The 22,499-nt window shown below is 63.2% G+C and carries 18 protein-coding genes; 6 read left to right on the top strand and 12 right to left on the bottom strand.

The window, feature by feature from the left end; genetic code table 11:
- Positions 1 to 10: 10 nt before the first annotated feature.
- The 10 genes from VM99_04075 to VM99_04030 all read right to left on the bottom strand — a co-directional run bounded on the left by VM99_04075 (position 11) and on the right by VM99_04030 (position 12,493).
- A complete protein-coding gene (locus tag VM99_04075; protein ID AKJ97266.1) occupies positions 11 to 1,789 on the bottom strand; it encodes an acyl-CoA dehydrogenase in 1,779 nt (592 codons plus the stop codon).
- Positions 1,790 to 1,963: 174 nt separating this feature from the next.
- Entirely contained in the window at positions 1,964 to 3,760 is a 1,797-nt protein-coding gene (locus VM99_04070; GenBank protein AKJ97265.1) for an acyl-CoA dehydrogenase, read from the bottom strand.
- 91 nt (positions 3,761 to 3,851) lie between these two features.
- Positions 3,852 to 5,141, bottom strand: a complete 1,290-nt coding sequence (locus tag VM99_04065; GenBank protein AKJ97264.1) for a diguanylate cyclase — start codon at positions 5,139 to 5,141, stop codon at positions 3,852 to 3,854.
- A gap of 264 nt (positions 5,142 to 5,405) precedes the next feature.
- On the bottom strand, positions 5,406 to 7,211 hold the full coding sequence (locus VM99_04060; GenBank protein AKJ97263.1) for an acyl-CoA dehydrogenase: 1,806 nt from the start codon (positions 7,209 to 7,211) through the stop codon (positions 5,406 to 5,408).
- A gap of 275 nt (positions 7,212 to 7,486) precedes the next feature.
- Positions 7,487 to 7,783 (bottom strand): pyrroloquinoline quinone biosynthesis protein PqqE, encoded by a 297-nt coding sequence (locus tag VM99_04055; protein ID AKJ97262.1) that lies wholly within the window; start codon positions 7,781 to 7,783, stop codon positions 7,487 to 7,489.
- 108 nt (positions 7,784 to 7,891) lie between these two features.
- Positions 7,892 to 8,572 (bottom strand): dethiobiotin synthetase, encoded by a 681-nt coding sequence (locus tag VM99_04050; GenBank protein AKJ97261.1) that lies wholly within the window; start codon positions 8,570 to 8,572, stop codon positions 7,892 to 7,894.
- Positions 8,569 to 9,381 (bottom strand): malonyl-CoA O-methyltransferase, encoded by an 813-nt coding sequence (locus VM99_04045; GenBank protein AKJ97260.1) that lies wholly within the window; start codon positions 9,379 to 9,381, stop codon positions 8,569 to 8,571. Before VM99_04045 ends, VM99_04050 begins: the two co-directional genes overlap by 4 nt.
- Positions 9,374 to 10,105: a transporter gene (locus tag VM99_04040; GenBank protein ID AKJ97259.1), complete on the bottom strand. Its 732-nt coding sequence runs from the start codon at positions 10,103 to 10,105 to the stop codon at positions 9,374 to 9,376. The genes VM99_04045 and VM99_04040 overlap by 8 nt, the downstream gene beginning before the upstream one ends.
- Positions 10,098 to 11,276 carry an 8-amino-7-oxononanoate synthase gene (locus VM99_04035; GenBank protein ID AKJ97258.1) on the bottom strand — a complete coding sequence of 393 codons (1,179 nt, stop codon included), beginning with the start codon at positions 11,274 to 11,276 and terminating at the stop codon, positions 10,098 to 10,100. The genes VM99_04040 and VM99_04035 overlap by 8 nt, the downstream gene beginning before the upstream one ends.
- 161 nt (positions 11,277 to 11,437) lie before the next feature.
- A complete protein-coding gene (locus VM99_04030) occupies positions 11,438 to 12,493 on the bottom strand; it encodes a biotin synthase (protein ID AKJ97257.1) in 1,056 nt (351 codons plus the stop codon).
- A gap of 92 nt (positions 12,494 to 12,585) precedes the next feature.
- Between VM99_04030 and VM99_04025 the strand changes: the two genes are divergently transcribed.
- From VM99_04025 to VM99_04005, 5 genes are all read left to right on the top strand, one after another.
- Positions 12,586 to 13,326: an amidophosphoribosyltransferase gene (locus VM99_04025; GenBank protein ID AKJ97256.1), complete on the top strand. Its 741-nt coding sequence runs from the start codon at positions 12,586 to 12,588 to the stop codon at positions 13,324 to 13,326.
- 57 nt (positions 13,327 to 13,383) lie between these two features.
- Entirely contained in the window at positions 13,384 to 14,148 is a 765-nt protein-coding gene (locus VM99_04020; protein AKJ97255.1) for a ModE family transcriptional regulator, read from the top strand.
- A 66-nt stretch (positions 14,149 to 14,214) separates the two neighbouring features.
- Positions 14,215 to 16,122: a transcriptional initiation protein Tat gene (locus VM99_04015; protein AKJ97254.1), complete on the top strand. Its 1,908-nt coding sequence runs from the start codon at positions 14,215 to 14,217 to the stop codon at positions 16,120 to 16,122.
- Positions 16,123 to 16,317: 195 nt separating this feature from the next.
- Positions 16,318 to 17,292, top strand: a complete 975-nt coding sequence (locus tag VM99_04010; GenBank protein ID AKJ97253.1) for a serine/threonine protein kinase — start codon at positions 16,318 to 16,320, stop codon at positions 17,290 to 17,292.
- Positions 17,293 to 17,511: 219 nt separating this feature from the next.
- The gene (locus VM99_04005) at positions 17,512 to 18,399 is read left to right on the top strand and encodes a chloramphenical resistance permease RarD (GenBank protein ID AKJ97252.1); all 888 of its coding nucleotides are present in this window, start codon (positions 17,512 to 17,514) and stop codon (positions 18,397 to 18,399) included.
- Between the two features lie 217 nt (positions 18,400 to 18,616).
- Here VM99_04005 and VM99_04000 read toward each other — a convergent pair whose 3' ends face one another.
- Positions 18,617 to 19,135 (bottom strand): glycine cleavage system protein R, encoded by a 519-nt coding sequence (locus VM99_04000; GenBank protein ID AKJ97251.1) that lies wholly within the window; start codon positions 19,133 to 19,135, stop codon positions 18,617 to 18,619.
- Between the two features lie 444 nt (positions 19,136 to 19,579).
- Between VM99_04000 and VM99_03995 the strand changes: the two genes are divergently transcribed.
- Positions 19,580 to 21,757: a malate synthase gene (locus tag VM99_03995; GenBank protein ID AKJ97250.1), complete on the top strand. Its 2,178-nt coding sequence runs from the start codon at positions 19,580 to 19,582 to the stop codon at positions 21,755 to 21,757.
- An 83-nt stretch (positions 21,758 to 21,840) separates the two neighbouring features.
- On the opposite strand, the gene VM99_03990 is transcribed toward VM99_03995, so the two are convergent.
- A complete protein-coding gene (locus VM99_03990; GenBank protein AKJ97249.1) occupies positions 21,841 to 22,287 on the bottom strand; it encodes a response regulator in 447 nt (148 codons plus the stop codon).
- Positions 22,288 to 22,499 lie beyond the last annotated feature (212 nt).

The raw sequence follows: 22,499 nt of genomic DNA, 5'->3' as shown, positions 1-22,499 counted from the left end.
CGCCTCCGGGTCAGAACTGTCCGGCGTCCAGCAGGAACAACGATTCGCTACCGGCCTTCACACTGGCGCTCAGGGAATGAATGCGCGGCAGCAGGCGGGCGAAATAGAAACGCGCCGTGCCCAGCTTGCTCGCGTAGAAATCATCCTCGCCTTCCTTGCCCAGGGCGGCCTTGGCCATCAACGCCCACATGTAGGCGTACGCGGTGTAACCGAACGCCTGGAGGTATTCCACCGACGCAGCACCAATTTCATTGGGGTTGGTTTTCGCCTGGTCCAACAGCCATTGGGTCAGCTCGTCCAACGTGCCGAGCGCCGCGTTCAGCGGCTGGGTGAACTCGGCCAGGTCGCCGCTGGCGGTAGCGGTGAAGTGGCGGATCTCATCGGCGAACAGGCGATAGAACGCGCCGCCACTGCCGACGATCTTGCGCCCGACCAGGTCCAGTGCCTGGATACCGTTGGTGCCCTCGTAGATCTGGGTAATGCGCACATCACGCACCAGTTGCTCCTGGCCCCACTCACGAATGTAGCCGTGGCCGCCGAAGATCTGCTGGCCATGGACGGTGGTCTCCAGGCCCAGGTCGGTCAGGAACGCCTTCGCCACCGGTGTCAGCAACGCCACCAGGTCTTCGGCGCGCTTGCGGGTGGCCGCGTCTTCGCTGAATTTGGCGGTGTCCAGTTGCATCGCCACGTAAGTGGAGAATGCCCGGCCGCCCTCGTTCGAGGCTTTCATGGTCAAGAGCATCCGACGCACGTCGGGGTGAACGATGATCGGGTCGGCCGCCTTGTCCTTGTTCTGCGCGCCGGTCGGCGAACGGCTTTGCAGGCGGTCACGGGCGTATTCGATGGCGTTCTGGTAGGAACGCTCACCGGTGGCCAGGCCCTGGATACCCACGCCCAGGCGTTCGTAGTTCATCATGGTGAACATCGCCGCCAGGCCCTTGTTCGGTTCGCCGACCAGGTAACCGACCGCGTCGTCAAAGTTCATCACGCAGGTGGCGGATGCCTGGATGCCCATCTTGTGTTCGATCGAGCCGCAGTGGGCGGCGTTGCGCGCGCCCAGGCTGCCATCGGCATTGACCAGGAACTTGGGCACCAGGAACAACGAAATGCCTTTCGGGCCCGCTGGCGCGTCCGGCAACTTGGCCAGCACCAGGTGGATGATGTTTTCGGTGAGGTCGTGTTCGCCGCCGGTGATGAAGATCTTCGTGCCGCTGACCTTGTAGCGGCCATCCGCCTGAGGTTCGGCCTTGGTGCGGATGATCCCCAGGTCAGTACCGGCGTGCGGCTCGGTCAGGCACATGGAGCCCGCCCAGACGCCGGCGTACATGTTCGGCAGGTAGGCCGCCTTCAGTTCTTCGCTGGCGTGGGCGTTGATCGACAGGCAGGCGCCGGCGGTCAGCATCGGGTACAGGCCGAAAGACAGGCTGGCGGAGTTGACCATTTCCTCGACCTGGGCCGAGACCGCCTTGGGCATGCCCATGCCGCCGTACGCCGGATCACCGCCGACACCGACCCAACCGCCTTCAGCGTACGTCTTGTAGGCCTGTGGGAAACCGGCCGGCGTGGTGACTGTGCCGTCAGCCCAATGGCAGCCTTCTTCGTCTGCGGCACGGCTGAGGGGCGCGATACTTTTGCTGGTGACTTTGCCGGCTTCTTCGAGAATCGCTTCGACGGTTTCGGCGTCGACGGTCTCGGCCAATGCCGGCAACTCGGCCCAGAGTTTTGCGACCTCGAACACTTCATTGAGGACGAAGCGCATATCGCGCAGGGGCGCTTTGTAGTCAGCCATGGCAAACCTCGCAGGATCTAAACAGTTGGTTCGTAAGAAAACGGTTTTTGCAGTGGCCGGAGTGTACCTCAACAACTTTTACGACACATAGGGTCAACGTGTGACTTTATTGTTATTTTTAGTCACTAACGATTCGACGGGCGCAAGCGCCCCCGCCAAGCCTGTTGCTGCCACTCAGAAGGCAAACGACTCCGCCGGCAGCTGCATCAGGCAATCGCTGCCCGCCTCGACTGCGGCCCGATGAGCGGCAGTGCGCGGCAGCAGACGCTTGAAGTAGAACTCGCAGGTCGCCAGTTTGCTGCGGCAGAAATCGCCGTCACCGTCGCCGCGCTCCAGATGCGACTGGGCGACCAAGGCCATGCGCAACCACAGGTAGGCCAGGATGATGTAACCGCTGTACATCAGGTAGTCGACGGACGCGGCGCCCACCTCGTCCGGGTTTTTCATCGCGGCCATGCCCACCTGAGTGGTCAGCTCGCCCCACTGTCGGTTGAGCCCGTCGAGCTGCGCGACGTAATCCTTGAGCTGCGGATGTTCGGCGTTCGCGACACAGAACGTGTGAACGATCTTGGTGAACCCACGCAACAACTTGCCTTGGCTGCCCAACACCTTGCGGCCCAGCAGGTCCAGGGCCTGGATGCCGTTGGTGCCTTCATAGATCGGCGCAATGCGGCAGTCCCGCACCAGTTGCTCCATGCCCCATTCGCGAATGAAGCCATGCCCGCCAAACACCTGCATGCCGTGGTTCGTCACCTCGAGCCCGGTGTCGGTCATGAAGGCCTTGCAGATCGGCGTGAGGAAGGCCAGCAGGTCCTCGGCCTCCTGGCGAGCCGCCTCGTCGGCGCTCAGGTGCGCGGTGTCGAGCAACTGCGCGGTGAAGTACGTCAGCGCCCGGTTACCTTCATTGAAGGCTTTCATGGTTAGCAGCATCCGGCGCACGTCCGGGTGGACGATGATGGGGTCGGCGGGTTTTTCCGGGGCCTTGGGGCCGGTCAGCGAACGCATCTGCAAGCGGTCGTTGGCATAGCCGATGGCGCCCTGGAAGCTGGCCTCGCCCAGGCAGAGGCCCTGCATGCCGGTGCCGAGCCGGGCGTGGTTCATCATGGTGAACATGCAATTGAGGCCTTTGTTCGGCTCGCCGATCAGGAATCCCTTGGCCTCGTCGAAGTTCAACACACAGGTGGCCGACGCCTTGATGCCCATCTTGTGTTCGATCGAGCCACAGGACACGCCATTGCGCTCGCCGGCTTCACCCGTGGCGTCGGGCAGGAACTTGGGCACGATGAACAACGAAATGCCTTTGGTCCCGGCCGGCGCGTCTGGCAGCTTGGCGAGGACCAGATGGACGATGTTCTCGCTCATGTCGTGTTCGCCGGCGGAGATAAAGATCTTGCTGCCGGTGATCCCGTAGCTGCCGTCGGCCTGGGGCACGGCGCGGGTCTTGATGATGCCCAGGTCGGTGCCGCAGTGGGCTTCGGTAAGGCACATGGTGCCGGTCCATTGGCCAGCGGTGAGCTTGCTCAGGTAGGTCTGTTTCTGGGCTTCGGTGCCGTGGGCGTGGATGGCCGACATCGCGCCGTGCGTCAGGCCCGGGTACATGCCCCATGAAGTGTTGCTGGAGCCGACCATCTCGCTGATGACCAGCCCCAGGGAACTGGGCAGGCCCTGGCCGCCATACGCCGGATCCGCCGCGAGCCCGTGCCAGCCGCCTTCCACGTATTGGGCGAACGCCTGCTTGAAACCTGCCGGCGTGGTGACGACACCGTTGTCGAAATGACAGCCCTCTTCATCACCGGAGCGATTAAGAGGCGCCAGCACGTTCTCGCAGAACCGGGCGCCCTCTTCGAGGATCGCGTTGATCATGTCCGGGCTGGCATCGCTGGCTCCCAGTTCGGCGTAACGGCCAGGGAAATCGAAGACGTGATCGATCAGAAAGCGCATGTCGCGCAACGGGGCTTTGTACTCGGGCATGGTGGTGTTCTCCGGTAGCAGATCGTTTCAACCTACTGCCGGCCACCGAGGGCCACAATCACAGTCCAGACGCTGAATGCGCCGTCATCACTCAACCCGCGGCAGTTTCCATGCGCACCGCGCCGCGGCGGTTCTGGCCAAAGGCGACCACGCAATTACGCCCCGCGCCCTTGGCGTTATAGAGTGCCTGGTCGGCAGACTTGAGGACCTCTTCCGGCGTGCGCTGCTCGAGCCGTTCCGCCACACCGATGCTGATGGTCACCGATACGCTGGAGGCACTGCCGCCGGCTCGCCGCTGTCGGCCCTGCTGATCATCCTGGGGACGACTGTCGGGGTTGCGCAACTGGATGCTGTAGCTCTCGATGGATTGGCGGATGACCTCCAGGTGAGGCATGCACTCATCGAGGGTCTTACCGGCAAACACCAGCGCAAATTCCTCGCCGCCATAGCGATAGGCCCTACCGCCGCCACCGATTTTCGACAGTTTGCTGGCCACCAGGCGCAGCACCTGGTCACCCACGTCGTGGCCGTGGGTGTCGTTGAATTTCTTGAAATGGTCGACGTCGCTCATCGCCAGCACATAGTTGCGCCCCAGGCGCTGCATGCGCTCGTTCAGCGCCCGGCGTCCCGGCAAGCCGGTCAGTTCATCGCGGAAGGCCATTTGATAGGCCTCGTGGGCGACGGCGGCGGCGATCATCAACATCACCTGGCTGCACATGATGTTCAGGGTAAACGGCAGGATGAAGGTCTTCGGCAACATCCAGAACAAACCCAGCAACCCCACCAATTGCGCGGCATGCAACGGCCGGGGATTGCGCCAGTATTGCCAGGCCAGCAACGAGAAGGCCGCGATGAACACCGGGTAGGACAACTGGATCAGGCTCATCCAGGCCCCGTGCAGGGCCGGCCAGCGGATCTCCGAAAGCCACAGCAGCAGCGCCTGGGGAAAGCTCTGCTCCAGGGCCAGCGCCACGCTGCCGAAGATCAGCAGCACCGCGAACCGCGCCACCATGTCCTGGAACAGATGGGTGCGCTCCTGCCACGCGGCGAACAGGCCGAACAGCAGCGGCAATAGCAGGCAGACGAGGTGGAACACCAAGGCAGCGTCTTCACGCACCTTGCCGTTATCGCGGTAGAAGTCGGTCTGGGTGTCCAGCAGGAAGTAGGCGATGTACACCGTGACCATCAAAAACAGTTCACGCTGGCGCCGGTACACCGAGCAATACGCCCCGCCCAGCAGCAGCACCAACGTTGGCAGGACATTGAACAGCGAGGTGAAGAAAACGTTGAGGTCCTTGACGTAGGCCGCCGCGAGCCCCGCCAGCAATAGCAGCAATGAGGGTAGGAAATGGCTGAAACGTACAGCGGAAGAACGCGGCAAGGGTAAAGCTCCGACCCGGCTGACCAAAGATGGCATTGTGCCTGCTATTACCGCAACAAGGCACGCAGGATGTGACAGATGTCACACTGCCATCGCTGTAACGGCAGGGGAGAAAGTTTTCTTAAGGTTTGGCTGGATGAATATTGTTTCAGGGTCGCCTTTGATCCTTTGCAGGCGCTCGCTCGCCGGGATATTCATGGCGAACATGAAAAAGCCGCTGCGTCCCGAAGGAGGCAGCGGCTTTTCAGAGGAACCGCGTAAGGCTTAGTAGCCCAGCGCGAAGTCTTCTTCTTTCATGTCCATCAGGTTGTTGGCACCCGACAGCATGGCCGCCACGTGGGTACGGGTACGCGGCAGGATGCGCTGGAAGTAGAAACGCGCAGTCTGCAGCTTGGCGGTGTAGAACGCCTCTTCGGTGGTGCCGGCGGCGAGTTTTTCCGCTGCGAGGCGTGCCATGTCGGCCCAGAAGTAGGCCAGGCAGGCGTAACCGGAGTACATCAGGTAGTCCACCGACGCCGCACCGACTTCCTCGCGGTCTTTCATGGCGGCCATGCCGACCTTCATGGTCAGTTCGCCCCACTCCTTGTTCAACGCAGCCAGAGGCCCTACGAACTCCTTGACCGCTTCGTTGCCTTCGTTGCCCTGGCAGAACTTGTGGACGATCTTGGTGAAGCCCTTGAGCGCTTCGCCCTGGGTCATCAGCACTTTACGGCCCAGCAGGTCGAGGGCCTGGATGCCGGTGGTGCCTTCGTACAGCATCGAGATACGGCTGTCGCGAACGTTCTGCTCCATGCCCCATTCGGCGATGAAGCCGTGGCCGCCATAGATCTGCACGCCGTGGTTGGCCGATTCGAAACCGACCTCGGTCATGAACGCCTTGGCGATCGGCGTCATGAACGCCAGCAGCGCATCGGCCTTTTTCTTCTCTTCCTCATCGACGCCGTACTTGACGATGTCGACCTGCTTGGCGGTGAAGTAGACCATCGCCCGGTTACCTTCGGCGAAGGCTTTCATGGTCAGCAGCATGCGACGCACGTCAGGGTGGACGATGATCGGGTCGGCCGCCTTGTCCGGCGCTTTCGGGCCGGTCAGGGAACGCATTTGCAGGCGGTCACGGGCGTATTTCAGGCCGCCCTGGAAACCGATCTCGGCGTGGGCCAGGCCTTGCAGCGCGGTGCCCAGGCGTGCGGTGTTCATGAAGGTGAACATGCAGTTCAAGCCTTTGTTCGCCGGGCCGATCAGGAAACCGGTGGCCGCGTCGAAGTTCATCACGCAAGTGGCGTTGCCGTGGATGCCCATCTTGTGTTCCAGGGAACCACAGTTCACCGCGTTGCGCTGGCCGAGGGTGCCATCGGCGTTAGGCAGGAACTTCGGCACGATGAACAGCGAGATACCCTTGGTACCGGCCGGTGCGTCCGGCAGGCGTGCCAGTACGATGTGGACGATGTTGTCGGCCATGTCGTGTTCACCGGCCGAAATGAAGATCTTGGTGCCGGTGACCTTGTAGGAACCATCGGCCTGAGGCTCGGCCTTGGTGCGCAGCATGCCCAGGTCGGTGCCGCAATGCGGTTCGGTCAGGCACATGGTGCCGGTCCATTCGCCGGACACCAGCTTGGTCAGGTAGGCCTCTTGCTGCTCGGGCGTACCGTGCTCGGAAATGGTGTTCATCGCGCCATGGGACAGGCCCGGGTACATGCCCCACGACCAGTTGGCTTCACCGACCATCTCGCTGACGGCCAGGCCCAGGGACTCCGGCAGGCCTTGGCCACCGTGCGCCACGTCATGGGCCAGGCTTGGCCAGCCGCCTTCGACGAATTGCTTGTAGGCCTGCTTGAACCCGGTCGGGGTCTTCACGCCGGACTCGCTCCAGGTGCAGCCTTCGAGGTCGCCCACACGGTTCAGCGGTGCCAGCACCTGCTCACAAAACTTGGCGCCTTCTTCGAGAATGGCGTCAACCATGTCCGGAGTTGCGTCCTGGCAAGCCGGAAGGCTCTGATAATGCGCCTCGTAACCGAGCAGTTCGTCACGTACGAAGCGAATATCACGCAAGGGGGCCTTGTAGTCAGGCATAGCGATAAACCTCTGCTGATGTAACCGGGAATGAACGACCGCGTGGATTTGTTGTGACGGTCAAACAGTTGTTTGAAACATACGTTTACGCCCAAACCTTGTCAAGGCCCGATCTTTTGCCATTCGTCATCGGCTGTGGAAAATCTCGGGCACGGGCATTCGGTGACGCGGAAGAACCCGCGACACGCCTGGGAAAAGATTAGTTGAGTAAGAAGACCTTAGAGACAAAAACGCCGCGAATCATCGCGGCGTTCCGGTCAATCCAAGGGACAGAATCAGGCGAAGGTGTCGATCAACGTCCCGAGCATTTCGTCGGAAGCCTTGGCGACGTTCACGCCCAGTTGCACCTGGAACTTGCCTTGGGACATTTCCACCATGTTGGCGGCCACATCCGACTGCTGGCTGCGATCGACCGACCGCAGGCGATCCACCTGGACTTCGGATGACTGGCTGGTGACCGAGCGCTCGATCGTGTTGTTGGCGACCTGGCCGGCTGCCAGATCGACACGGTTCTGCCCTGTCTGAATCGTGCTCAGACCGGCATAGAACGCGGTATTTCCTGAGATTTGCATGACAGAACTCGTCTTCTTGAAGGGTCGACAATGGCCATTGAATCAGAAGGGCGCGGAAAAGGCCCGACAAAAACACTAATGGCACACTGCCTTATCATAGGGAAAACCCTAATCCAACAGGTCGAGGTGCAAGTGATCGGCGACGATTTCGGCCGTCACGCCCTTGATTTTCGGGACCCGCCCCAGGCACGGCGCGGGGAGGCGCTCGGCCAGGGTGGCGAGGTTTTCTTCCAGGCGCGAGGTCTTGGGGTCGATGATGTTCGCCACCCAGCCGGCCAGTTGCAGGCCGTCCCGGGCGATGGCCTCGGCGGTCAGCAACGCATGGCTGATGCAGCCCAGGCGCACGCCCACCACCAGGATCACCGGCAGGCCCAAGGCCATGGCCAGGTCCGAGAGATTATCCTGGTCGGCCAGCGGCACGCGCCAGCCACCGGCGCCTTCGATCAGGGTGAAATCGGCGCCCAGGGCCAGCACGTCACGCATCGGCCCCAGCAACGATTGAACGGTCAAGGCCACGCCCGCCTCCCGCGCCGCCAGATGCGGCGCGATGGCCGGTTCGAACGCCACCGGATTGACCTGCGCATAAGCAAGCGGCACCGAGCACTCGGCCAGCAATGTTAGGGCGTCGGCATTGCGCAGGCCTTTGGGCGTGACCTCGCAACCGGACGCCACGGGCTTGCCGGCGGCGGTGCTCCTGCCGGCCTGTCGCGCCGCGTGCAGCAGCCCCGCCGCGACAGTGGTCTTGCCCACGTCGGTGTCAGTGCCGGTGATGAAATAGGCCTGGCTCATAGCGGTTTCTCCAAAACGGCGTAGACCACCTGGTAAGTCGCCGGCAGCCCTTGCGCCTGGCGAAACTGCTCATACGCCTCGACCAGCGCCAGGATCCGCGCCCTGCCCGTCAGGCCTCCGGGTCGACCTGGGTTCAGATTGTGCGCACCCAACGCTTTCAGTTCGTGGGTCAGGCTGCGCACATCAGGGTAGTGCAGGACATGGGGACGGCTTTCAAGGCTGAGCACATTCAGGCCGCTGGCGGCGCACAGCTGCTGGTAGGTGTCGAACCCGCGGAAACGGTTGACGTGCACCAGGCCATCCACCTGACGCCAGCTGTCGCGCAGTTCGTACAACGTACCGACACACAGGCTGGTAAAGGCCAGCACACCGCCGGGTTTCAGGACACGTCGGGCCTCACTCAACACCGACGCGAAATCCGCACACCATTGCACCGCCAGGCTGGAGAACACCAGCTCGCAACTCGATGCCTGCAAGGGTAGCCGCTCGGCGTCAGCGGCGACAAAATGCGCGGCGCCGCCTTGTGGGCGGGCGTGGTTCAGCATGCCTTCGGCAATGTCCAGCGCCAGCCCGCCCGCCTCGCCAAAGCGCGCCGCCAGCGCCCGGGTGAAATACCCGGTGCCACAGCCCAGGTCTACCCAACGCGGTGGGGTGAGCGATGGCGGCAACCGCTCCAGCAACTGTTCGCCCACGTCACGCTGCAACGCTGCAACGCTGTCATAGCTCGTCGCCGCCCGGGAGAACGAAGCCGCCACCTGACGCTTGTCCGGTAAGGCACCGGGTAATGTCACGAGAGACAAATCAGTCATCACCGCACTCGTGCAAAAAAGCCTGGATAGCCCCCGCCACACCGTGGGGGTCTTCCAGGAGGAATCCATGGCCGGCCTGTTCGATCAGGCCGATTTCGACATCCGGCAACAGCGCGAGCAATTCACCCGCCGCTTCGGCCGGCACCAAGGCATCGAGCCCGGCGAACAGGTGCAGTTGCGGCCCCCGAAAGCCCTGCAACGCGGCGCGGGTATCCAGTTGCGCCAGCACCTGCAACCCGGCGATCAAGACCTCGGGCGAGGTGTTCGGTGCACCGGCCAGCAGCAAGCGCGACAACCCGCGCGGGTCGCTGCACCCCTGGGCGCACAGCATGCTGAAGCGCTTGAGGGTCTGGCGCGGATCGTCGGCACACCCGGCCACAAACCCATTGAAAGTGTCTGCCGCCATCGCGTTCGACCACTGCTCTTGGGCGACGAACGCGGCGTTGCTGGCCAGGGTCAGCAGGCCACAGCAGCGCTCGCCGCGCCGCGCCGCCAGTGCCGAGGCGAGCATGCCGCCAAGGGACCAGCCGCCGAGCCAGGCATCCTCGGGGATGGCGGCGTCCAGCTCGTCGAGCCATTCGTCAGGATCACTCGACGCCAGCGCTGGCAACGGTTCGATCTCCACCCGCAGGTGCTCATCGAGCCCTTGCAGCGCAGCCGCCACCGGCTCCAGCGGTGAAATGCCCAGGCCCCAACCGGGCAGCAGGATCAGTCGATCACGCATGGCTGGGCTCCTTTCGCAATTGGGCAAAACAATCGGCCAGGGCTTCGAGCAGGCGCTGCACCTGAACCTCGCTGTGGGCGGCCGTCAAGGTCACGCGCAAACGGGCGCTGCCGGCCGGCACGGTAGGGGGACGGATGGCGGTGACCATCAGCCCGCGCTCACGCAACATTTGCGACAGGCGCAGCGCGTGTCCCGCATCGCCCACCAGAATCGGCTGGATCGGCGTGAAGCTGTCCATCAACTGCAGGTCGATCTGCTCGGCCCCCTGGCGGAACTGGCGGATCAGCACCTGCAAGTGCTCGCGTCGCCAATGCTCGCTGCGCAGCAACTCAAGGCTCTTGAGCGTGGCGCAGGCCAGGGCCGGCGGTTGGCTGGTGGTGTAGATGTAGGGGCGGGCGAACTGGATCAGGCTCTCGATCAGCTCTTCACTGCCGGCGACGAACGCCCCGGCGGTGCCGAACGCCTTGCCCAGGGTACCCACCAGCACGGGGACGTCGTCCTGGCTCAAGCCGAAGTGCTCGACGACGCCGCCGCCCTGGGCGCCCAACGGGCCGAAACCGTGGGCATCGTCGACCATCAGCCAGGCGCCCCTGGCCTTGGCTTCACGGGCCAGGGCCGGCAGGTCGGCAATGTCGCCGTCCATGCTGAACACGCCGTCGGTGACCACCAGGGTATTGCCGGTGGCTTTCTCCAGGCGAGTGGCCAGGCTCCGGGCGTCGTTGTGCAGGTAACGGTTGAACCGTGCGCCGGACAACAACCCGGCGTCGAGCAACGAGGCGTGATTGAGCCGGTCTTCCAGCACCGTGTCGCCCTGCCCCACCAGCGCGGTCACCGCGCCGAGGTTGGCCATGTAGCCGGTGGTGAACAGCAAGGCCCGGGGCCGGCCGGTCAAGTCAGCCAGGGCTTCCTCTAGGGCGTGGTGCGGGCCGCTGTGGCCGATCACCAGGTGGGAAGCCCCGCCACCGACGCCCCAACGGGTCGCACCGGCGCGCCAGGCTTCGATCACCTGCGGGTGGTTCGCCAGACCCAGGTAGTCGTTGTTGCAGAACGCCAGCAACGGCTGGCCGTCCACCAGCACCTCCGGCCCCTGCGGACTTTCGAGTAATGGGCGCTGGCGATAGAGGTTTTCGGCACGACGGGCAGCCAGGCGTGCGGCGAGATCAAAGGACATGCAGGCCTCAACTGTTTAAAGACTGGCCAAAGCCCCTTGTGGGAGCGAGCTTGCTCGCGATAGCGGTGTGTCAGTCGACATAAATGTGAATGTTCCATCGCCATCGCGAGCAAGCTCGCTCCCACAGGGTCTTGCATTCCAATCCGGGTATCGGAGAGTGGTCAAACCGCCGCGTTGTAGAACTGCTCGCTGCTCTTGTGCTCCACCAGCGCCTGTTCAATCGCGGCCTGGTGCACTTCGTCGGCGTGCTCTTCACGGGCTTCGGGCTGGATGCCGAGGCGGGCGAACAGTTGCATGTCCTTGTCGGCCTGCGGGTTGGCGGTGGTCAGCAGTTTGTCGCCGTAGAAAATCGAGTTCGCGCCGGCCAGGAAGGCCAGGGCCTGCATCTGCTCGTTCATCGCTTCACGGCCGGCAGACAGGCGCACATGGGACTTGGGCATCAGGATCCGCGCCACGGCAAGCATGCGGATGAAGTCGAACGGATCGACGTCCTCGGCGTTTTCCAGCGGCGTGCCGGCGACCTTGACCAGCATGTTGATCGGCACCGATTCAGGGTGCTCCGGCAGGTTGGCCAGCTGGATCAGCAGGTTGGCGCGATCGTCCAGGGACTCGCCCATGCCGAGGATGCCACCGGAGCAGATCTTCATCCCCGAGTCACGCACGTAGGCCAGGGTTTGCAGGCGCTCGCTGTAGGTGCGGGTGGTGATGATGCTGGTGTAGAACTCCGGGGAGGTGTCGAGGTTGTGGTTGTAGTAGTCCAGGCCAGCCTGGGCCAGCGCCTGGGTCTGCTCTTGGTCGAGCCGGCCCAGGGTCATGCAGGTTTCCAGGCCCATGGCCTTCACGCCCTTGACCATCTCCAGCACGTAAGGCATGTCCTTGGCCGAAGGATGCTTCCAGGCCGCGCCCATGCAGAAACGGGTCGAACCAATGGCCTTGGCGCGCGCGGCCTCTTCGAGGACCTTCTGCACTTCCAGCAACTTCTCTTTATCCAGCCCGGTGTTGTAGTGGCCGGACTGCGGACAATATTTGCAATCTTCCGGGCACGCGCCGGTCTTGATCGACAGCAGCGTGGAAACCTGGACGCGGTTGGCGTCGAAGTGTGCGCGGTGCACGGTCTGCGCCTGGAACAGCAGGTCGTTGAATGGCTGGACGAAGAGTGCTTTGACTTCGGCCAAAGACCAGTCATGACGCAGGTTGGCAGTGGTGCTGGCGCTCATGGGCAATTCCTTGATTATGCTTGGCTGGCGCCTTGGGTTTACGCAATACCCACAGGCGCGACACGGATGTTCGGCATATTTAAGGAAGAGTCATGCGCTGTCAACCACGATACGAAGACCAGGTTTACATCTGGTTAAAAAACAAACAATTCTGCCTGTTATGCGGGGATACCACTGACACACCGCAGCCGATCTGCACGCCGTGCGAAGCCGACCTGCCCTGGCTTGGTGATCAATGCAGTGTCTGCGCTTTGCCGTTGCCCATGGCCGGGCTGCGTTGTGGACAGTGTGCCGCACAGCCGCCAGCATTCGAGCGGGTACTGGCGCCCTGGGCCTATGACTTCCCGGTGGACAGTTTGATCACCCGCTTCAAGCATCAAGCGAAATGGCCCCTGGGCCGGCTGATGGGCGAGCTGTTGGCGCAGTCGCTGCAACACCAGTTCGACGAAGGCCTGGAGCGCCCCGACGCGCTGCTGCCGGTGCCCCTGGCCGCGCCGCGCCTGCGCCAGCGGGGCTTCAACCAGGCTGCTCTGCTGGCTCGCTGGCTCAGCCAGCCGTTGGGCCTTGCGTGCGAAGAACACTGGCTGCGCCGCGTCCAGGACACTCCCGCACAGCAGGCGCTCGATGCCAAGGCACGGCGGCAAAACCTGCTCCGGGCCTTTGCCTTGTCCCCCGAGGCGCAACTGCGCAACCGTCACCTGGCACTGGTGGACGATGTGCTCACCACCGGTGCTACCGCCCAGGCCCTGGCGCGCCTGCTGCTAGAGGCCGGCGCGGCGCGGGTGGACGTGTATTGCCTGGCGCGCACGCCGAAAGCGGCGGAGCCGGCTTGACGCGCGGCGCCCAAGCCGCCAACGTCGGCCCATCACTCCTGCACGCAGTTTTTCGTCATGTCATTGCCTACGCTCCTGACCCAACACATTGCCCGCCGCCCACAACGCATCGCCTTGCTTCAGCACATCGCCGAACAAGGCTCGATCACCCGCGCCGCCAAGAGCGCGGGCCTGAGCTACAAGGCGGCGTGGGACGCCATCGATGAATTGAACAACCTGGCGGACCAACCGCTGGTGGAGCGCAGTGTCGGCGGCAAGGGCGGTGGCGGCGCCAGGTTGTCCGAGGAAGGGCAACGGGTGTTGCGCCTGTACCTGCGCCTGCAAACCTTGCAGGCGCAATTGCTCGAAGCAAGCGAAGACGCCGCAGACCTGGGCCTGCTGGGCCGCCTGATGTTGCGCACCAGCGCGCGCAACCAGTTGCACGGCAAAGTCATCGGGATCGAAGCCATCGGCCACAACGACCGGATACGCCTGGAGCTGGCCCGGGGGCTGGTCATCGAGGCACGGATCACCCACGACAGCACGGTCCGCCTGGAACTGGCGATCGGCACCGAAGTGGTCGCCCTGATCAAGGCCGGCTGGCTGGAGCTGCACCCCGCCGGGCAGCCGGCCATGGCGGGTGACAATGCCCTGCAAGGTCTGATCGAGCAGGTCGCCGCCGCTGAAAACGGCCCCAGCGAGGTGCGGATCGGCTTGCCCAACGGCCAGACCCTCTGCGCCCTGGCCGATCCGCTGCAATTGCGTGAACGACAGCTGGAGGTCGGCGGCGCGGTGCAAGTGAGGTTTTCGCCCACGAATGTGCTGCTCGGCACACCGCTGTAGCGCGCTGCAACAATAGCTTCATCGACCCGCTTTAAGGTGACTGCCAAAACCAGCAGGGAGCCTGAAATGAGCCTACTAGAAGAAAACCAATCCACCGACCTGGAAAAGATCGTCGGCCTCAGCCGTCGTGGTTTCATCAGCGCCGGCGCCCTGTGTGGCGCCGCCATGTTCCTGGGCGGCAACCTGCTGAGTCGCAGCGTCATGGCCGCCGCCGTGAGCGAAGGCAACAGCAGGCTGCTGGGTTTCAACAGCATCGCCGCCGCGACCACCGACACCATCACCCTGCCGCCAGGCTACAAGTCCTCGGTGCTGATCAGTTGGGGCCAGCCGCTGCAGAAAAACGCACCGGCGTTCGACCCCAGCGGCAACGGCACCGCCCGCGCCCAGGAAATGCAGTTCGGCGACAACAACGACGGCATGAGCCTGTTCCCGTTCCCCGGTGACAACAACCGGGCGCTGATGGCGATCAACAACGAATACACCAACTACCGCTACCTGTTCGCCCACGGCGGCCAGCCGCAATCGGCCGAGGACGTGCACAAGGCCCAGGCCAGCGAAGGCGTCTCGGTGATCGAGGTCCAGCGCCGTCGCGGCGGCCAGTGGCAGTTCGTCCAGGAGTCGCGCTACAACCGCCGGATCCACGGCAATACGCCGATTCGCCTGCGCGGCCCGGCGGCCGGTCACGAGTTGCTCAAGACCAGCGCCGACAAGAGCGGCAAGAAAGTGCTGGGCACGTTCCAGAACTGCGCCAACGGCATGACGCCGTGGGGCACTTACCTGACCTGCGAAGAGAATTTCACCGATTGCTTCGGCAGCAGCCAATCCGACTTGCAGTTCGATGAGGCGCAAAAACGCTACGGCGCCACCGTCACCAGCCGCGAGATCAACTGGCACCTGTTCGATCCGCGCTTCGACCTGGCGAAAAACCCCAACGAACTCAACCGTCATGGCTGGGTGGTGGAAATCGACCCGTTCGATCCAGACTCCACCCCGGTCAAGCGCACCGCCCTGGGCCGCTTCAAGCATGAAAACGCCGCGCTGGCGCAAACCAATGACGGTCGCGCCGTGGTGTACATGGGCGACGATGAACGCGGTGAGTTCATCTACAAGTTCGTCAGCCGCGAGCGCATCAACCCCCGCAACGCCAAGGCCAACCGCAACCTGCTGGACCATGGCACCCTGTATGTGGCGCGCTTCGACGCCGGCGACGCCAACCCCGATCATCCCAAAGGCAAGGGCCAGTGGATCGAGCTGACCCACGGCAAGAACGGCCTGGACGCCAGCAGCGGTTTCGCCGACCAGGCCGAAGTGCTGATCCATGCCCGCCTGGCCGCCAGCGCCGTGGGCGCCACGCGCATGGACCGTCCGGAGTGGATCGTGGTGAGCCCGAAAGACGGCCAGGTCTACTGCACCCTGACCAACAACTCCAAGCGCGGCGAAGATGGCCAGCCGGTGGGCGGGCCGAACCCGCGGGCCAAGAACGTCTACGGGCAGATCCTGCGCTGGCGCACCAGCCGCGACGACCACGCCTCCAAGACCTTCGACTGGGACCTGTTCGTGGTCGCAGGCAACCCGACGGTCCATGCCGGTACGCCAAAAGCCGGGTCGTCGAACATCACCCCGCAGAACATGTTCAACAGCCCCGATGGCCTGGGCTTCGACAAAGCGGGTCGGCTGTGGATCCTCACCGACGGTGACGTCAGCAACACCGGCGACTTCGCCGGCATGGGCAACAACCAGATGCTCTGCGCCGACCCCAACAGCGGAGAGATCCGCCGCTTCATGGTCGGGCCGGTGGGTTGCGAAGTGACCGGCATCAGCTTCGCGCCGGACCACAGGAGCCTGTTCGTCGGGATCCAGCACCCTGGCGAAAACGGCGGTTCGACCTTTCCCGAGCACCTGCCCAACGGCAAGCCGCGTTCATCGGTGATGGTGATTACCCGTGAGGACGGCGGGGTGATCGGCGCGGTCTGACATTTGCTTTTGTGGCGAGGGAGCTTGCTCCCGCTTGGGTGTGCAGCGCCCATAAATATCTGGGGTCGCTGCGCAACCCAGCGGGAGCAAGCTCCCTCGCCACGAAGCTGATTCAGGACTGACAATCAATCCAGACTGCTTTGCGCTACCATGCTGGGCCGGACGCGGCAGCCCTGCCGCTGCGCAGGAGTCAGCATGTCCCATCCGTTTGAAACCCTCACCCCCGATCTCGTACTCGACGCCGTTGAAAGCCTGGGCTTGCTCAGTGATGCCCGGGTGTTGGCACTCAACAGTTATGAGAACCGTGTCTATCAGGTCGGTATCGAGGACGGCGAGCCGCTGATCGCCAAGTTCTATCGCCCTGCGCGCTGGACCAATGAAGCGATCCTGGAAGAACACCGTTTCACGTTCGAACTGGCCGATTGCGACGTGCCGGTGGTGGCGCCATTGGTTCATGACGGCGTCAGCCTGCACGAACACGCAGGCTTTCGCTTCACCCTGTTTCCCCGTCGTGGCGGCCGTGCGCCGGAGCCGGGTAACCTCGACCAACTCTACCGCCTCGGGCAACTGCTCGGACGCCTGCACGCCGTGGGCGCCAGCCGCCCGTTCGAGCACCGCGAAGCCTTGGGCGTGAAGAACTTCGGCCACGATTCCCTGGCCACGGTGCTGGACAGCGGCTTCGTCCCGCGCAGTCTGTTGCCGGCCTACGAGTCGGTCGCCAGGGACCTGCTCAAGCGTGTCGAAGAGGCCTACGCCGCCACACCCCACCAGACCATCCGCATGCACGGCGACTGTCATCCCGGCAACATGATGTGCCGCGATGAAGTGTTTCACATCGTCGACCTCGACGATTGCCGCATGGGCCCCGCGGTCCAGGACCTGTGGATGATGCTCGCCGGCGACCGCCAGGCCTGCCTGGGGCAGTTGTCGGAATTGATGGACGGTTACCAGGAGTTCCACGACTTCGACCCTCGGGAACTGGCGCTGATCGAACCTTTGCGCGCCCTGCGCCTGATGCACTACAGCGCCTGGCTCGCACGCCGCTGGGACGACCCGGCCTTCCCCCGCAGCTTTCCGTGGTTCGGCAGTGAACGCTACTGGGGCGACCAGGTGCTGGCCTTGCGCGAGCAACTGGCGGCACTGAATGAAGAGCCGTTGAAGTTGTTCTGATGGGTTTCAGCTGTCACCGCGCCCCGTGTGGGAGCGGGCTTGCTCGCGACGCCGGAGGAACATTCAATATCCATCTCGACTGACCCACCGCTTTCGCGAGCGAGCCCGCTCCCACAGAAGGATCTGTGGCGGGGCCAGGACGTTCACAAAGGTTCACACCCAACCTGACAAATCTCCTTACAATCACTTCTTTGTTAGCTGCCTAAGCAAGGATTCTGCATGCAAGCCGCCAACCCGCGTCGCGGGTACATCCTGGGCCTGACCGCCTATATCGTCTGGGGATTGTTCCCCATCTATTTCAAAGCCATCGCCAGCGTGCCAGCCGTGGAGATCATCATCCACCGCGTCCTGTGGTCGGCGCTGTTCGGCGCGGCATTGCTGCTGGTCTGGAAGCATCCGGGCTGGTGGCGCGAACTGCGGGACAACCCACGCCGACTGGCGATCCTGGCCCTGAGCGGTACGCTGATCGCGGTCAACTGGCTGACCTACGTCTGGGCGGTGAACAATGGGCGGATGCTCGAAGCGAGCCTGGGCTATTACATCAATCCTCTGGTGAACGTGCTGCTGGGCATGCTGATCCTGGGTGAACGGCTGCGGCCCATGCAATGGGTGGCGGTGGGGTTGGCGGCGGTGGGCGTGGCGCAGCAGGTCTGGCAAGTGGGCAACCTGCCATGGGTATCGCTGGCGTTGGCGCTGACCTTCGGTTTCTATGGATTGATCCGCAAGCAGGCGCCGGTCAAGGCCCTGCCGGGGTTGGTGGTGGAAACCTGGATGCTGGTGCCGATTGCCGTGGCCTGGCTGCTGCTCAACCCGGCGGCCACCAGTGCCCAGGCTGCTTTCTGGAGCACTTCCGAAGCCTGGTGGCTGGTGGCCGCAGGCCCGGTGACGCTGGTTCCGCTGGTGTGCTTCAACGCCGCGGCCCGGCACCTGCCCTACACCACGCTGGGGTTCCTCCAGTACATCGCCCCGACCTTGGTGCTGCTGCTGGCGGTGACACTGTTCGGCGAGCACCTGTCGTCCAGCACCCTGGTGGCGTTCCTGTTCATCTGGGCGGGGCTCGCGGTGTACAGCATCGATGCCGTGATCAGCCTGCGTCGGCGCAACTGATCAAAAAACGCACAAACGTGCGCAGGCCCCGTGCAACGTGGCCTGCGCTGATTCTTCCCAAGGTTATCCACAGCGTGGTCCCCGCCGTTTGTGCACAAGCCCTTGATAATCGGTGATTTTTTGATCATCGCCGGCTAAGGCCCAGCGGGCCTGGGCTGGCGCCGGGTCTCTACAGGTTATCCACAGGCAGGCTCAGGTTTTCCTTGGATAACCCGCTTCACGCTTCGTCGCTGAGCTTGAGCTCCACCATCAATTCATCGGCCAGGGTCTCCAGGCGTTCCTGCAATGTGTCCAGCGACAAGGCCAGCGGCACGCCAAGGATTGCCTCGGCGTGAAACAGCAACTCGCTGCTCATGGGGGCCGGTCGCACATGGGTGACCAGCCGCTCGACATTGACCCCTTGCTCGCTCAGCAGCCGGGTGATGTCGCGCACGATGCCAGGCCGATCGTTACCCACCAGCTCCATGACAATGGGTTTCCAACTGCACGACGCCTCGGCGGCGCTCTCGGCGATCAGCACGCGGATGCCGTGGACCGATAGCCCCTGCAAGGCCTCGATCAACGCCCCATGGGCCTCGGCGGGGGCGCTGAGGCGCAGGATCCCGGCAAACTGCCCGGCCAGGTGCGACATGCGACTTTCCAGCCAGTTGCCGCCGTGCTCGGCGATGCAATCGGCGATGCGCTCGACCTGCCCGGGCTTGTCCGGGGCAAAAACAGTGATAACCAGATGGTCCATGGCGCAGCCCTCTTGTGGTGAGAAGCAGGAGTATAGAAGTGCACATCAAACTTGTGGCGAGACTTGCCAAGCGAACAATCGTGTACAAGTTTCAAGATTTATCTGGAACAATCCATCTGTTTTTTGAGAACATCCGATGCCTCGTCGTGACTGTACGCCTTTAGTCGGTCGCAGAACGACGCATTTAGTCTGATTTTCACAACCGCAGTTGATCATGTAGTATGCCGCAGCGAGCACTACATAACGTTGGACCGATGTCTGCTTAAGGCGCAGTCGCATCCCTGAAAGCCCCGTCAGCAAGGCCAAGAGCCCTTTGATAGGTCCCACCCAGCCGCCAGCGATGGCATGTACTGGTACCGGGGTTTGTGGTTTAAATGTCCCGAGGCTTCATTGTCAAAATCGAAGAGCTGAAAAGCGAAATAGCTGAGCAGAGTGAGGCAAGCAATGACTGAACACGTTCAAGTCGGTGGCCTGCAGGTCGCCAAAGTCCTGTTCGACTTCGTGAATAACGAAGCCATTCCCGGAACCGGCCTCACCGCCGACGCATTCTGGGCCGGTGCCGACAAGGTCATCCATGACCTGGCACCGAAGAACCAAGCCCTACTCGCCAAACGCGACGACTTCCAGGCACGGATCGATGCCTGGCATCAGGCCCGTGCCGGCCAGGCCCACGACGCCGTGGCTTACAAAGCCTTCCTGCAAGACATCGGATACCTGCTGCCAGAAGCGGCGGATTTCCAGGCCACGACCCAAAACGTCGATGACGAAATCGCCCGCATGGCCGGCCCGCAGCTGGTGGTGCCGGTGATGAACGCCCGCTTCGCCCTCAACGCCTCGAATGCCCGCTGGGGTTCGCTGTACGACGCGCTGTACGGCACCGACGCCATCAGCGAAGCCGACGGCGCACAAAAGGGCAAGGGCTACAACAAGGTTCGCGGCGACAAGGTCATCGCCTTCGCCCGCGCCTTCCTCGACGAAGCAGCCCCCCTGGCGGCCGGCTCCCATGTCGACTCCACCGCCTACAAGATCGTCGACGGCAAACTGGTGGTCACCCTCAAGGGCGGCAGCAACAGTGGCCTGCGTGACGATGCTCAACTGATCGGTTTCCAGGGTGATGCCGCGGCGCCGGCCGCCGTGCTGCTCAAGCACAACGGCCTGCACTTCGAAATCCAGATCGACGCCAGCACCCCGGTCGGCCAGACCGACGCGGCTGGTGTGAAAGACATCCTGATGGAAGCGGCGCTGACCACCATCATGGACTGCGAAGACTCGGTCGCCGCCGTCGACGCCGATGACAAGGTGGTGATCTACCGTAACTGGCTCGGCCTGATGAAGGGTGATCTGTCGGAGCAAGTGACCAAGGGCGACCAGACGTTCACCCGCACCATGAACGCCGACCGCGCCTACACCACCGCCGACGGCTCGGGCCTGACGCTGCACGGTCGCTCGCTGCTGTTCGTGCGTAACGTCGGGCACCTGATGACCATCGACGCGATCCTGGACAAGCACGGCAACGAAGTACCGGAAGGTATCCTCGACGGCCTGATCACCAGCCTGGCGGCGATCCACAGCCTCAACGGCAACACCTCCCGCCGCAACAGCCGCACCGGCTCGGTGTACATCGTCAAGCCGAAGATGCACGGGCCTGAAGAAGCCGCCTTCACCAACGAGCTGTTCGGTCGTATCGAAGACGTGCTGAACCTGCCGCGCAACACCCTCAAGGTCGGGATCATGGACGAGGAGCGCCGCACCACGGTCAACCTCAAGGCCTGCATCAAGGCAGCCAGCGAGCGCGTGGTGTTCATCAACACCGGCTTCCTGGACCGCACCGGCGACGAAATCCACACCTCGATGGAAGCCGGCCCGATGGTGCGCAAGGCCGACATGAAGGCCGAGAAGTGGATCGCCGCGTACGAAAACTGGAACGTCGACATCGGTTTGAGCACCGGCCTGCAAGGTCGCGCACAAATCGGCAAGGGCATGTGGGCCATGCCCGACCTGATGGCGGCGATGCTCGAACAGAAAGTCGCCCACCCAATGGCCGGCGCCAACACCGCCTGGGTGCCGTCGCCGACCGCCGCTGCCCTGCACGCCCTGCACTACCACAAGGTCGACGTATTCGCTCGCCAGGCCGAACTGGCCAAGCGCACCCGCGCGTCGGTGGACGACATCCTGACCATCCCGCTGGCCGCCAACCCGAACTGGACACCGGAGCAGATCAGGAACGAACTGGACAACAACGCCCAGGGCATCCTCGGCTACGTGGTGCGCTGGATCGACCAAGGCGTGGGTTGTTCCAAGGTGCCGGACATCAACGACATCGGCCTGATGGAAGACCGGGCGACGCTGCGCATTTCCAGCCAGCACATCGCCAACTGGCTGCGCCATGGCATCGTCACGCAGGACCAGGTGATGGAAAGCCTCAAGCGCATGGCGCCGGTGGTGGATCGCCAGAACGCCAACGACCCGCTGTACCGCCCGCTGGCGCCGGACTTCGACAGCAACATCGCCTTCCAGGCGGCGGTCGAACTGGTGATCGAAGGCACCCGCCAGCCTAACGGCTACACCGAGCCGGTGCTGCACCGCCGCCGTCGTGAGTTCAAGGCAGCCAATGGGTTGTGATTGAGCGGTAGCGATCAATGAGAAAGGCCCTGATCTTGCGATCAGGGCCTTTTTTGTTTGCCGTGCGGACCGATCGCCACAGGCTAGAGGTCCATCCCCAACTCCCGCTTGACCAACCCCAACAATTTCTCCGTATCGATGGGCTTGAGCAGGAAGTCCACCACGCTCAGGTGCATGGCTTCGATGGCGTCCTTCACGTCGGCGTCTCCGGACACCAGGATGATCGGCAACGCGGCACGCTCGGACTCGCGCACCAGGCGGACCAGTTCCAGGCCATCGACATTGCCCATGCGCAGATCAGTGATTATCAGACCGATCGACGGCTTGGTTTCCAGCATCTTGAGTGCCGTTTCACCGCTGGCGGCGGTCATGCAGTGAATCCCGTCCAGCGCCAGAATTTCCGACAGCAGTTCACGGGCGTCCTTGTCGTCATCGACGATCAAGACTCGCTGCGGCGGCAGGTCGGGTTCCAGCATGACGGCACTCAGCGCCTCGCGCTCGGCGTCACTCAAAATATCGTGGTCGGACATGGGGCTCTCTACGTTCTCGAATCATTCCCTTGGCAAGTGGTCAGACATCGTTGCAAGGCGCTTCAATGTGCACTTCGTCGGATTTTTTTCCAAGAACATTTAATGAAGTTTTTTTAAGGCCCTCACAGGGCATTTCCCCCCGGTTTCGCCCTATCGCGGGCGACCTAGACTTACGTCCAATGGGCACCCCGCGCTCAGGGGCCGACCATGGG

Source organism: Pseudomonas chlororaphis (assembly GCA_001023535.1).
GTDB lineage: Bacteria > Pseudomonadota > Gammaproteobacteria > Pseudomonadales > Pseudomonadaceae > Aquipseudomonas > Aquipseudomonas chlororaphis_E.
This window is presented reverse-complemented; position numbering and strand designations above follow the sequence as displayed.